The organism is Paenibacillus sp. FSL H8-0104 (assembly GCF_038050215.1).
Lineage (GTDB): Bacteria > Bacillota > Bacilli > Paenibacillales > Paenibacillaceae > Paenibacillus > Paenibacillus amylolyticus.
On the sequence record NZ_JBBOTC010000001.1, the window covers coordinates 1,463,453 to 1,477,354 of the forward strand.

The 13,902-nt window shown below is 45.6% G+C and carries 9 protein-coding genes; 8 read left to right on the forward strand and 1 reads right to left on the reverse strand.

Features of this window, described 5'->3' with window-relative positions; genetic code table 11:
- Positions 1-1,149 precede the first annotated feature (1,149 nt).
- The 6 genes from htpG to NST38_RS06525 all read left to right on the forward strand — a co-directional run bounded on the left by htpG (position 1,150) and on the right by NST38_RS06525 (position 10,877).
- The gene (gene htpG / locus NST38_RS06500) at positions 1,150-3,030 is read left to right on the forward strand and encodes a molecular chaperone HtpG (RefSeq protein ID WP_074093900.1); all 1,881 of its coding nucleotides are present in this window, start codon (positions 1,150-1,152) and stop codon (positions 3,028-3,030) included.
- Between the two features lie 300 nt (positions 3,031-3,330).
- Complete coding sequence (locus NST38_RS06505; RefSeq protein WP_341343866.1) at positions 3,331-4,434, forward strand: IS110 family transposase; 1,104 nt, start codon at positions 3,331-3,333, stop codon at positions 4,432-4,434.
- A gap of 651 nt (positions 4,435-5,085) precedes the next feature.
- Positions 5,086-6,501 carry a deoxyguanosinetriphosphate triphosphohydrolase family protein gene (locus NST38_RS06510; RefSeq protein ID WP_076209597.1) on the forward strand — a complete coding sequence of 472 codons (1,416 nt, stop codon included), beginning with the start codon at positions 5,086-5,088 and terminating at the stop codon, positions 6,499-6,501.
- Positions 6,502-6,522: 21 nt separating this feature from the next.
- Positions 6,523-7,548 carry an MsnO8 family LLM class oxidoreductase gene (locus NST38_RS06515; RefSeq protein WP_370511426.1) on the forward strand — a complete coding sequence of 342 codons (1,026 nt, stop codon included), beginning with the start codon at positions 6,523-6,525 and terminating at the stop codon, positions 7,546-7,548.
- Positions 7,549-7,846: 298 nt separating this feature from the next.
- The gene (locus NST38_RS06520; RefSeq protein WP_076251419.1) at positions 7,847-9,559 is read left to right on the forward strand and encodes a methyl-accepting chemotaxis protein; all 1,713 of its coding nucleotides are present in this window, start codon (positions 7,847-7,849) and stop codon (positions 9,557-9,559) included.
- A 340-nt stretch (positions 9,560-9,899) separates the two neighbouring features.
- On the forward strand, positions 9,900-10,877 hold the full coding sequence (locus NST38_RS06525; RefSeq protein WP_256720030.1) for a TRM11 family SAM-dependent methyltransferase: 978 nt from the start codon (positions 9,900-9,902) through the stop codon (positions 10,875-10,877).
- Positions 10,878-11,000: 123 nt separating this feature from the next.
- Here NST38_RS06525 and NST38_RS06530 read toward each other — a convergent pair whose 3' ends face one another.
- Complete coding sequence (locus tag NST38_RS06530; protein ID WP_076251421.1) at positions 11,001-11,957, reverse strand: D-2-hydroxyacid dehydrogenase; 957 nt, start codon at positions 11,955-11,957, stop codon at positions 11,001-11,003.
- A gap of 207 nt (positions 11,958-12,164) precedes the next feature.
- On the opposite strand from NST38_RS06530, the gene thpR reads away from it, so the two are divergent.
- Together thpR and NST38_RS06540 are read left to right on the forward strand one after the other, a co-directional pair.
- Positions 12,165-12,767 carry an RNA 2',3'-cyclic phosphodiesterase gene (gene thpR / locus NST38_RS06535; protein ID WP_076251423.1) on the forward strand — a complete coding sequence of 201 codons (603 nt, stop codon included), beginning with the start codon at positions 12,165-12,167 and terminating at the stop codon, positions 12,765-12,767.
- A 130-nt stretch (positions 12,768-12,897) separates the two neighbouring features.
- Positions 12,898-13,755, forward strand: coding sequence for a cell wall hydrolase (locus NST38_RS06540; RefSeq protein WP_076251424.1), 858 nt, complete (start codon positions 12,898-12,900; stop codon positions 13,753-13,755).
- Positions 13,756-13,902: the final 147 nt, after the last annotated feature.

Genomic DNA, 13,902 nt, shown 5'->3' on the forward strand with positions numbered 1-13,902 from the left:
CTCAAACCGTAACGCCATCTTTTGCTTCAACTCTAACGAACTCGGGAGACCTTATTTTACGATTTCCAGCCAATTTCCCAGTCTAACGAATCTCAGACGCTCTATTTTGTGAAAAACCTGCCGAAAGTCTCAAAAGTTTGGCTAAAGTCGAGAAATAGCGTGATTGCGATTCATTAGCTTACGAAATCCTCCTAAAAAGGCCAATTAACGTCTCTGAGATTCGTTAGCGCGTGACTGTCATACTGCTCAAGACATTCAAGCAACCACAATACCAAGATACCAACAACCAACATACCAAAGTACCCATACAACATACATCAGTCTCAACACAGTAAGGCCGAGGATACTCCAAGGTACATTAGACGGGAATGTTTTGATACTAGCCGCTATATCCACAGAGACAATAAAATCTTTCCCCATGCCGGTTCGAACTTTGGTTCGAGGCGGCTTTTGTTTTACCTGCGGGATTACTGTAAAATGATTGGTGATGTGCAAAAGTTGAAGGGTTATTCGATCTTTTAGTTAAAATAACCGCCTACGTATTGACACCCAATTTTCCCATATGTTATATAAAAGGAAGGGTTTAGCACTCCGATCATCAGAGTGCTAACAGATGATGTTTTTACTATAAGCTTACATATGGAATGATTCTGTTTTTGAAAATAGATATTGAACCTGAGTAGAACATGCGAAGCCAAGGTATGCAACAGACTTGAAGCTGCATTCCACGTCTAAGAAATATCACTTCATTGATATTCTCTATCCTAAAAAATCAGTCGCTGATCAAATGCAAAAGTAGTTCAGGGGACGAAATCGATTTGGAGGAAGCAGAGCGTTCGCCTAAAAGCTTTCTGAAAGAAAGCTGCTACGGAAGCATATGCTATCACCGGATTTCTCCCTTTTAAAAAGGGAATCAAAGAAATACGGGGATAACAGCGATCCGAAAAACGATTCGTAACCGGAACGGCTACATTGCAGAACGTCGTGCACTTATTTTTACGATGAGCCAGTTAGAAGTGAATCACAATATCTGTGGACTAGAGCGATCAAAGGTTTTTGAGTCTACTAATGGCCGCAGGATTATCTCAGTTACTTTCTATTTTCAATCAAATCATTCGATATCCCAATTTGAAAGGAGTCCAACCACTCATGGCTAAAAAAGAATTCCAGGCAGAATCCAAACGTTTGCTGGATATGATGATCAACTCCATTTACACCCAAAGAGAAATCTTTTTGAGAGAATTGATCTCCAACTCCAGTGACGCCATTGATAAAATTTATTACAGAGCACTTACGGACGATTCGCTCGTTTTCAACAAAGAGGACTACTTCATCAAGCTTACGATTGACAAAGAAAACCGCACGCTCACACTGACAGATACCGGTATTGGTATGACGCAGGAAGAGCTAGAGAATAATCTGGGGGTTATCGCGAAGAGTGGTTCCCTGGCGTTCAAGAAAGAAAATGAAGCAAAAGACGGCCACAACATCATTGGACAATTCGGGGTTGGTTTCTACTCGGCATTTATGGTGGCGGACAAGCTGACCGTAACAAGTAAAACGCTGGGCAGCGACGAGGCTTGGAAATGGGAGTCCGAAGGCGCGGATGGTTACACAATCACACCAGCAGAGAAAGATTCCGTAGGTACGGAAATCGTCCTGACGATCAAAGAAAATACCGAAGAAGATTCGTATGATGAATTTTTGGAAGAGTACCGCCTGAGATCCATCATCAAGAAGTACTCCGACTTCATTCGCTACCCAATCAAGATGGATGTAACAGGTCAACGTCCGAAAGAGGGCACGGAGAACGAGTTCGAGGAATACCAAGAAGAACAAACCGTGAACAGCATGGTGCCGATCTGGCGTAAAAATAAAAGCGAACTGACCGAAGAAGACTACAATAACTTCTATATGGAAAAACGCTACGGTTTTGACAAACCGCTTAAACACTTGCATATTAGCGCAGATGGCGCTGTGGTATACAATGCAATCCTGTTCATTCCGGAAAATACGCCGTTTGATTATTATACGAAAGAGTATGAAAAAGGCCTTGAGTTATACTCCAACGGTGTATTGATCATGGATAAATGCGGGGATCTGTTGCCGGATTACTTTGGATTTGTCAAAGGTATGGTGGATTCGGAAGACCTGTCTCTGAACATTTCCCGTGAGATGTTGCAACATGACCGTCAGCTTAGCCTGATCGCGAAGAACATTAAGAACAAAATCAAGAGCCAACTGCAAAGCCTATTGAAGGACGAGCGAGAGAACTACGAGAAGTTCTACCAAGCGTTTGGTCGTCAATTGAAATATGGTGTATACAGCGACTATGGTGTGAACAAGGATACTTTGCAGGATCTGCTGTTGTTCACGTCTTCCAAAGAGAGCAAACTCGTGAGCCTGGACGAATACGTCTCCAGAATGCCGGAAGATCAGAAGTACATCTACTATGCATCTGGTGAGTCCATTAGCCGTATTGAGAAGCTGCCACAGATCGAGGGTGTTCTTGAGAAAGGGTACGAAGTATTGTACTTTACTGATGACATCGACGAGTTCGCAATCAAGATGATCACGAACTACAAGGAGAAAGAATTCAAATCCATCTCCAGTGGTGACCTGGGTATCGAAGATAGCGCAGACAAAGAAGAAACGGACGCTCAAGACAACGACAACAAAGAGTTGTTTGAAGCGATGCAAGCTCAATTAGCGGGTAAAGTCAAAGCCGTTAAAGCTTCCAAACGTCTCAGAAGTCACCCGGTATGTTTGTCCACCGAAGGTGAATTGACGATTGAAATGGAGAAAATCCTGAAAGCTATGCCGAACAGCGAAAACGTACAAGCAGACAAAGTGCTCGAAATCAACGTAAATCACGATGTCTTCAAATCGTTGAAAGACGCTTTCGCGCAGGATCAGGAAAAACTGAACCTCTACACTAGCCTGCTGTACCATCAGGCATTGCTAATTGAGGGACTGCCAATTCAAGATCCAGTAGAGTTCACCAACGATATCTGTAAGGTTATGGTGTAATACCGTTACACCCACCATCTCCACCCCGACAGGGCGTTTCAGTCCTGTCGGTTTTTCGTATTGTCAGGTTAGCCAGTAATTACTGGTTGGCCTTTTTTTGTGGTCGTTTTACGATGGGGGAAGCCGGGAGAACGTGGCGGTTTTAGGGGCTAGGACCTCGTAACAAAAACAGTTCTCCCACGACCTCCAAAAGACCATGTTTGGGCTGGTAGGGGCAGTTGACCCCGTATAACAAGCGAAGCTATGGGTTTGGAACCATCGTGGAAAGGACCGGCGAAACGAAAGATAAGGAGTGAGGGCATGGAACCTGTTGTTGGTGTAGATGTCGCTAAAGGTTCAAGTGTGATACAGGCGTTTCAAAAACGAAATGAGCCCGTTGGTAAAGCTATCGTCATTGAGCATGTTGCGAGTGGATTCGAACAATTCACGGAGATGTTAGGGGCCCTTCAAGCCGAAACGGGTGTTGCTCCAGTGGTTGTTTTGGAGGCGACTGGGCATTACCATCGTGCCTTGGTGTCCTGTCTGAATCGGAGTGGCTACACCTACTACATTGTGAATCCCTTGCAATCCAAGCGAGCGAAGGGAACGCAGTTACGCAAAGTTAAAACAGATGCTGCAGATGCTTGGCATCTGGCAGAGATGTACTATCGCGGCGACGTGAAGCCGCATCGAAATTGGGATGAGACGTTTACAGAGCTACAGCATTTGACTCGGCAGCATGAGTTTGTCACGGGAATCTTTGTGCAGGCGAAGCTGAACAGCAGAGCCTTGCTGGAGCAAGTTTTTCCGACGTATGAGCAGATATTTTACAATGTGTTTTCAACAACATCATTGACGGTGCTGTCTCATTGTTTGGAGGGAAGTGTGACGAATTGGAATGAAGTCATTCAGGGTAATTCGGGACGATCCCATTCCAAGCGATGGACCAATGAAAAAGCGAGAAAACTGGAGGAAGTACTGGATGAATGGAGAGAAATTCGGCGTAGCCCCGCTCAAAGCAAGGCACTGCTCGGAATGGTCTCTTTATTGTTGACGATGATTCGGCAACTGGAGGAACTCGAAAAACAAATGGAGGAACTTGCAGAAAATCTGCCTGAAGTCGGACTGGTGAGAAGTATCCCGGGAATTGGAACGAAACTGGCCGCAGCCATTGTAGCTGAACTAGGTGATGTGAAACAGTTTAGTGATGCGAAGCAACTTGTAGCGTTTGCGGGCCTTGACCCAGGGATTTTCAGTTCAGGAAAGTTCACAGCGACAAGTACACGAATTACGAAACGAGGCTCTAAAAGGCTCAGACGTTCACTATATTTAGCGGTGCAATGTGGAATGCGAAAGAATGCGAATGCAAGAATCCGTTCGTACTACGAGAAAAAAAGAAACGAGGGCAAGCCCTACCAAGTGTAATCCATATTTAACCAAAACCTCCATACCCGTGGAGGTTATTCGTGTTGGTCGGAAAAAGTATACCACGAAAAGAGAACTCATCCAACCAGAAATGCTTGACAAACATTAGCTGGTTTTTGTTTTTTACCCACAACGGGTAGGAGTGGGGGAGGCAGACCATCATTGCAGCGATCGATGAACATCGTAATGAAATTCTTTAGCCTTTCAAAGTTTTGAAGAATTCTCCCTTTATAGAGAATAGGGAATGTAATGACTTTGGGAGTGAATCAAACAGCAAAAGTAGTGAAGGGGACGGAATCGATTCTGAAGAAGCGAAGCGCTCGCCTTTGTCTCCGGGTTTTTCCCTTAATAAAGGGAATTCAGAAAACCTGGAGACAACAGCGATCATAAGAACGATCCGTCACCGGAACGGCCACGCAAACTGTATAAGTCACTTTTTTTGTCATAAGTCACGATAGTGTGAGTTCAATATGAATCATTGTCATTTAGATGCACGGATGATAGTCTGGCAGGGTATAATAAGAGAAGATGACTGTTCATCACAAGTTGATGTAAGAAGAGATGACAATCGCAGACAGGTTTTACTTTTCGAAACCACAGATGTTGTGTATAATCACTCAAAATAGAGACAGTCGGCTAGGAGTGATCCCCATGCAATGGAACGATCTGAGAGAACATAGACAATATCCTGAATTAACCAAATTGGATGGATCTCGTGCAGCGTATGAACGAGACTATTCGAGACTCATTCATTCACCGACCTTCCGTCGGTTACAGGGCAAATCGCAGGTGTTTGGCGCAGGAACGGGTGATTATTATCGTACTCGCTTGACCCATTCACTGGAGGTGGCACAGATTGCACGAGAGGCTGCCCGAAGTTTGATTCGCCGTTTTCCCGAGGTAGACTGGGACCGCGCGGATAACCCCGGCCTTATTATTGATTCAGAAGTGGTGGAGTGCGCTGCAATCGCACATGACTTCGGTCACCCACCGTTTGGACATAAAGGTGAAGAAGTATTGGATGGTATTCTGGATGACCTCATTAACACCGAGGCTAAGAAAATCATGAAAAAAAGCCGCAGCGCCAAAGTTCCCAAGGTCGAGTCCGAAGTCCGTGCCGAGTTAAAACGGAAATACGAGCATTTTGAAGGCAATGCGCACAACTTCCGTCTCATTATGCACTTGGAGAAACGTGAAGATATCGACGGACTGAATCTGTCTGATGCGGTATTACTAGGGATAAACAAGTATCCATACCCTGGGACAGAGAGTAAAAAAGGCATGTATCATCATGAGTGGCAATATATTCGGGAGATCCGTGATCGCTGGAACGTGCCGGCAGGCAAGAAGACGCTGGAAGCACAGCTGATGGACCTTTGCGACGATATTGCGTACTCCTCACATGACCTGGAGGATGGCATCAAAGCAGGAAAAATTGAAGTACATGAGCATTTCCTGCAAGATCCGCATGTGAATCGACTGATTGTGGATAAGATTACAACGCTGGAGGATCTGTTCTGGAACGGATGGACCCGAGAAGCGATTGGGCAAAAGGTAGAAGAGGTCCTCGCTTCGTTCCTGCGCATCTGGAATGAGAAGATGCCGTTCTGCGAGCATGATTACTCGCGTACCCGTCGTGAGGTGAAGGCCTACTGGGTGAGCTTTTTTGTAGGCAGCCTGGGCGTTATTGACGACGGCGACTGGAAGAAGGTAACTTTTGTCCGTGAAGGGGCTGAAGACCTCGATATGCTGCGTACGGTGAGTGTGCTCAAGAGTTTTGCCTGGGTAACCATGATTCGTGACCTGCGTGTGCAGCGGCTACAGAAGCGCAGTGAGTGGATGATTAAGCGATTATGGGATGCATTCCTCGATCCGGAAACGTCCAAATCCATTATTCCATCCGACTGGCTGCAGCGATATGAGAAGGATCAAGCCAAAGCCCAGCCGATCTGGACTTGGGAACACATGGTGATCGATTATATCGCAGGAATGACGGATGCATTTGCCGAGAAAATATATAATGAACTCTACGGTCTGAAGGTGGGTTCGATCTACGATCTGGATTAAAATTAACCGATATAAAGGGAGATGGGACGCGTGGCTAAGCGAATGAGTGAGACGTTCAGTCTGGGCGTACTTGACCTTGTGCCAAGGTTAAACGATGCCACAGCGGAACAGGCACTTCAACAATCGGTGACACTTGCGCAACATGCCGAGGCTTGGGGATACGCCCGATACTGGACGTCAGAGCATCATGATATGGCTGAACTGGCATCGGCCTCTCCCGAAGTACTGTTATCGCACATCGGAGCAAGGACAACAACGATCCAACTTGGCTCTGGTGCGGTCTTGTTGCCGCATTATAGCCCACTCAAGGTTGCGGAGTCGTTCCGCCTGCTGGCTGCGCTCTATCCGGGGCGCATCGAGCTTGGGCTCGGACGTGCTCCTGGCGGTGGACCTCATGCCACGATGGCACTCAGTGGCAATTACTTGCAGCATGTGTCCAAGCTGCCTGAATCACTCGCAGCACTCACAGAACTGCTCGAAGACCGCTACATGTACGAGGATCATCCCGTGACAGCTCGTCCGATTCCCAAGCTTCCGTTATCACTCTGGATGCTGGGAACTAACGTGAAGAGTGCAGAATTTGCGGCACGGTTTGGCATGGGATATGTCTTTGGCCAATTCATGAGTGATGCCGATGGTACAGAGGCTGTAAGGCGATACCGAGAAGGATTTATGCCTAGTGCAACGATGAAGGAGCCTGAGGTTATGGTGGCAGTGAGCGTATTGTGTGCCAAGTCAGAGACGGATGCTTTGGACTGGAGTCGTGACATGGCGGAGAGGCGCAAGCTGGATGGGAAAGAACATTCAACTGAGCCGAATTCAAGTGGTACCGCGGTCTCTAATACAAATGATGAAGCCGTTAGTGATCAAAATGAATCGGTACGGCACTATGCAGGTACGCCTGAGCAGGTATGGGCTCGATTAAAAGAGGTGAGTCGAAGGCTGGATACGGAAAGGTTGCTTCTGATTACGGCAGGACCAGATTATGAGCGCAGGTTGGATTCATATCGATTGCTGGCTGAGCATAAGACGGCAATACTGAACTAGGCTGATCATTTTATGATGTTAGCCGTTGAAATCCGAACAAACCGAAGAGCTGCAGATCGGGACTTTACCGTATGCTGCAGCTCTTCGGTTTGGACTTTGTCAAGATTCAACAATTTTTTACAAAACCAAGCATCTTAATGACAAAATAATGTTATAATACTTTACGTCTATTTTCCTATCGATATTTCCTATCGATATAATATAGAGAAGTTCTTTTGACAAGAGGTCAAAAGAAGGGGAAAACAATGACATAAGCACCTGAATTCGGGATGACCGAAGAGGTCAAGGGGGAAATCATATGTTCAGCAGATTCAAGATCAAGAGTATCGGTCTGCGTATCAGCATCGCGTTCTACTTGTTAATCCTCTGTTTAATTATTTTGAGTGTCACGATTGTCACCCGGATGAATTCAATTGAAACCAACACGAATGAAATTACGAACAATTGGATGCCATCAATCCAGCAAATTAACCGGTTAAATTATACCACAGAGCATGTCCTGTCGCTGAGTTATCGTCACTTTGACGCGGATGAAACAGACAAGGCATTTTTGTCAGAAGAGCGTACCAAGTATATTCGTGAAACGACGCAGGCGATTAAAATCTATGATCAGCAGGAGAAGTCTGCGGAAGAGCTCGAACACTGGAATGCGTTCAAGAACAAATGGGAAGCGTATCTCAAGATTAATACGCAATCGATCAAGCTGAGTGATGAGGGTCAGACACAGCTGGCGAAGGAAGTAGCTGATAAAGGTGCTGATTCCTTTGACACCATGCAAGTCGATCTTGATTATCTTGTGGAATACAATCAGGAACAATCCAATCTTGCGGCAGCCCAAACGATCAGATCAGTGCAAGATGGTAGATTAATCATCATAATTGGTGTTCTTGTCATGATTGCCATTACAGCGATCAGCATTCCGATTATTCGTTCACAGGTCGTGAAACCACTGCTACGTGTCATTAGTGCGGTGAAACTGATTGCAGAAGGCCAATTGAATGTTCAGGACATACATACCAAACATGAGGATGAAGTTGGTGTTCTGGCCAAAGCAGTGAATGACATGAAAGGTAACCTGACTTCCATGGTTCTGAGCGTCAGAAGAATTGCGGAAGCTGTTAATCTACAAAGTGGGGAACTGGCAATATCCTCAGAAGAGGTTAAGATTGGTAGTCGCCAGATTGCTGTGACCATGGAAGAGTCAGCCAAGGCCGCTGAGAGCCAGGCAGAGACAGCCGTGGAATCAGCCCGTACGGTTGAAGTGTTGAATGATCACATTCAGAATCATACGGAACAAGGTAGCCAGCTACGCGTCATGTCGGATCTTGTACTGGAGCAAGGCTTGAATGGTCGCAAGGTGATGGAACAATCCGTGCAGCAGATGCAACAGATTTCCGGTTCGGTCTCTGCTTCCATGAACAAGATGGAACGGTTGAATCGTAAAAATGAAGATATTTCCAAGCTGGTTCAAGTCATTCATGACATTGCACGCCAAACCAATCTGCTGGCATTAAATGCCTCCATTGAGGCAGCACGCGCGGGAGAGAGTGGACGCGGGTTCGCTGTAGTGGCATCAGAAGTGCGGAAGTTATCTGAGGCTGTGCAGACTTCGGTTGAAGAGATCACGGCGATTACCGAGGATATTCAGCAGGAGTCACAAGGGGTGGTTGCGGAATTACGTACGAACGTTCAGGAGACCGAACTGGGTCAGGAACATGTGCTTACTTCAGGTCAACTCTTCCGTACAATTAACGAATCGGTGGAAGGCATGGTTGGTGTCATCGGCACTATGACAGATGGTCTCGCAGGCATGCAGGAAGCAAGCGGACGAATGAATGATTTTAGTCAGCAGATTTCCGCTGTTTCGGAACAATCGGCAGCGAGTGTGGAAGAAGTTTCTGCATCGGCGGAAGAGCAAGTAAGTTCCATGGAGACGATTAGCGGCAACATTCAAAGTCTGAAAGAATTATCGGAAGATTTGCTTACATCCATTGAAAAATTAAAAATATAACCTTCTTCTTATAATAGAAGAAGCTGGAATCATGCAGGCGGCTAATGGTGAGAAATCAGTATGATATATGAGCTGTTGGCCTATAACGTTTACTGGCAAGGACGATTAGATTTCCAATGTTATAATCTCAAAATAAAGTAAGGCGTTCCTCAACAATGGGAACACCTTATTTTTTTCTGTCCAAATAGATACGTGCAAGGAAATGGATAGTTGTCTAGGAGCCTAACATTGTATACAATGACTACCTGAAGCAAACGTATGAGTCGTATTTGATATGTCTTCAATGAGCTTACTATTTATATAGAAGAAACATGATTAATGAAGGAAGGAGAGGGGAATTTTGCCTGAAGAAACACTTGGTATGTACGCTACTTCTGGGAAACACCTCTACACCTTTGCTTGCCACGAGAACGAGCAAGGATTATGCATGCTGGAGCTGACTACGCTGCTTGAACCGAGTTCGGAGATCCGTATGGATATGGGGTCGTATGTGTGGTCTGAACGATGTATTCCACCTGGACGCAGTCCTTTTATCCACGGCAGACTAGACGTGATCGGCGAAGGGGAGACTGTGATGGATCTGCTTCCTCTTGCCAAAAATATTCACCTGTTGCCAGATGAGACATTCAAGGTAGTTTGTCTAAAAGAAGGGGATCAAGCCCCTGATTATGCACAGTCTCGTCAACTGGAAAAAGAAGTTGGCATGTGCATTAAAGGCAAGGCACAGATGAAACAACCTAAGGTGACTTTCGGCCTAATCCGAACAGGAGAAAAATGGATCTTGGGCCAGTGGACAGAAGCGGATCGATCATGGCAGATTCATCGGCAGAAGCCGCAAAATTACTCAACTGGATTTGGCATCACGCTTGCGAGAGCGCTGGTTAACATTGCTGTTCCGAGAGTAGAAAACCATCGGTTGCTTGATCCATGCTGTGGTATGGGAACGGTTGTGATTGAGGCTTTATCCATGGGAATTGATGCAAAAGGTAACGATCTCAATCCGCTGGCTGTCCGAGGTGCGCGAATCAATCTGCCGCATTATGGATATGATTCAGATCGAATCACACTGGGGGATATGAATGAACTGCAAGATTTGTATGATGCGGCAATTCTGGACATGCCCTATAATCTCTGCTCTGTACTTCCGGATGCTGAGCAACGAGCCATGCTGGAGAGTTTGCGCAGATTGGCAAAACGGGCGGTGATTGTTTCCACAGAGTGGGTAGAAGAGCACTTGTTGGAAGCGGGATGGACTGTAAAAGAGTACCGAACAGTACACAAAGGCACGTTTATACGTCATATTTGGCTGTGTATGTAAGCGTGAAAAAACAAAAACTCTACCTCTGAGGAAATTTCCAGAGGTAGAGTTTTTTACTGTGTACATTTCAATTGATATCGTTGATCTAATTTGCACAATATTGCATGGGAACGGGTGTTTGTGTTAATATTTATGACTATAATCCACAAGGTTCACTGGCAGGGTATCGCCAGCGACGTAAGCTTCCAGATTTTTGACGAAAATATCGACTGCTCGATCCGCGTATTGCTCTGTACTTCCTGCGATATGAGGCGTAATTAACACGTTCTCCATGCCCCATAGCGGGTGGTCTGCAGGAAGAGGTTCTTCTTCGAACACATCGAGTGCGGCGAAGGCAACTTGGCCGTTTTGGAGTGCATTCAGCAAGGCTTCCGTTTTCACACTGGGGCCACGGCCTACATTGACAAAGCAGGCACCGGATCGGAACTGCTCAAATGCAGTTTGATCATATATATGTTTGGTTTCATCAGTTAGCGGTAAAATGTTAATTACATAATCGCCCTGGCTCAAGGCTTCATGTAAACCGGTCATGTCGTACATTTGGTCCACATTGGGGACATCCTTACCTGAGCGGCGAACTCCGATCGTGCGCATGCCGAGTGCTTTAAGAATACGGGCTGTTTCCGTACCGATCTCACCTACACCAACGATGACCGCTGTTTTGCCATGCAGTTCCGGCAGTGGTTTGGCAGGAGCTTTCCATTCGGCCTGCTGTTGATGCAGCATAGCTTGTCTCAGCCAGCGACTATGGGATAACATCATGCCCAGAATAATTTCGGTGATTGGAATCGCGTGAACTCCATTTGCACTGGTGACCTGAACGTTCTTTTGTTGCAAATCTGCGAAGGGGAGATTGTCCACACCAGCAGACCAGACCTGAACCCATTTCAACAGGCTGTCCTGTTTCAATGCATGTTCTGTGACGAGTGGGGACCAGCCGAGAATAATCTCAGCTTCTTTCAACTCAGCGGGGTCCAATTCCTTGGCTTTTCCGAATTTCAGGGTGTATCCCGGTGCAGCATTCTGAATGCGTTGTTGCTGTTCTTCGGATAGAGATGGAAAACATACAATTTTACCCATAATGTGTGGTCCTCCTGAGATAAATAGTTTGATGAGTTTGATGATTAAAGTGTATCAGATTTGGTGTTGGATGTGCATTAAGGTGGGAAATGCAGGAATCTAGCCTTATTTGCAAATGGTTATATTTGTGTCACTCTATACTTACCCAACTTGAAACGATATGTATAGTTATGAAATAATAGAGCGAACTTTAGAGAGGTGTAGGCAATGAATAACCAATCACATCAGGATCATTCATCCCGACGGGAAAGATTGTTTGTAGCCATTCGTCTTCCTGTTGCTGTTCAGCAGTCTCTTCAGATGGATGCGAGGCTTGTACAGAACAAGCTAGATTTTCGTAAATGGACAGATCATAGAGATTATCATATAACCTTGCAATTTCTGGGGGATACATTAGTTAGTGACATCGGGCACCTGCGAAAAGCACTGCGCTCAGCAGCAAGCGGATTTCAGCCGTTTGAACTTCAGCTTTCCGACTGGGGCACATTTGGACTTGAAGAAGCACCTAAGGTACTTTGGAAAGGTGTTAGCGGAGAGATAGAGCACTTGTTTTCATTGCAAAAACAAATCGTGCAGGCGACTTCGCCCCTGGGGTATGAAGCTGAATTAAGACCTTATGCTCCCCACATTACCATTGCCAGAAAATATCTGGGACAGCTTCCAGGTAATGAAAATAAAGGGATATCTGGAGTTCTTCCGGAACATTCCACAGGTGTTAATTCATGGATGGTGGAGGACATTGAACTTTATGTGACAAGGCTGGGACAATCGCCAATGTATGAGGTCGTGGATACGTTCACTTTTTCCTGATAATCATTTTTATGCCATAAAATCACATTGACATAACGTTTATCCCTATGTAATATTAGCCATCGTTATTCAAATTCTTTTTTTTGGGTTACTTAGTTAAGGGAATTGTTTCGACAGGAGGAATCTTCGAATGAACATTATAAGCAAAAATCGTTGGGTAGCACCGATGTTATCAGTGCTGCTTGTATGTATAGTGGGGGTAAATGTCGTTCAGGCGACGGGGAAGTGGAATGAAGCTAGTGATAGTAAACAGATGACCGAACTTGCGGCTTCTGGGCAAAATAACCAAACATCTACGCAAGAAGAGAGGCGCATGATGGAAGATGGGACAAGTCTGTCCTCTAATCTGTCTGCCCAAACTGTAGCGTGGACTGAATCTCTGCCAGCGAAGAACTGGCTTACGACTGCTCAAGAAGAGCAGGAATTGCAAGAAGCCAAGGCCAAGAACAAAGCTAGAGCGGTAGCTGCGGCCAAAGCCAAAAAAGAAGCTGCACTGAAATTGGCCAAAGTGAAACGTGCCAAAGAAGTCGCTGCTGTAACAACTCCCCCCAAAAAACTATACTTTACACGGACCAAACTTCTGAACCAGGAAGAGTCGAAACTTGCAACCTGGTCATACAGTGTGTCCGATAAAGAACTGCATCTGCTGCAAAAAATCGTCATGGCAGAAGCGGAAGGTGAACCGTACGAAGGCAAAGTGGCAGTTGCCAATGTTGTCTTAAACCGGCTGCGGTCAGCCAATTTTCCCGATACCATTTACAAGGTCATCTATCAGAAATCCCAGTTTAGTCCTGTAGCGAACGGACGTATGAAACGTGTGGTTCCCAACGAGGACAGCATCAAAGCAGTGAATGCTGCGTTGAACGGGAAGAAGGAAGTTGCCGATGATACGTATTATTTCTTATCATTGACGCTTGCTGACGATCTGACAGTTGCTCGCTCGCAGAAAAAAGTAAAAACGATCGGTCATCATACTTTTTACAAGTAATTGACCCGTAAATTCTGCAAACAGGCAGGGTAGTTAACTGTGTGTGCATCACACCGCCCTTGAAAAAGCCTGAATCGTAGTTTTATTTCGTTATTTAAAAATATCGATATACTCTAAATTACCCTTTTTTCTGCCAAATCATACGGT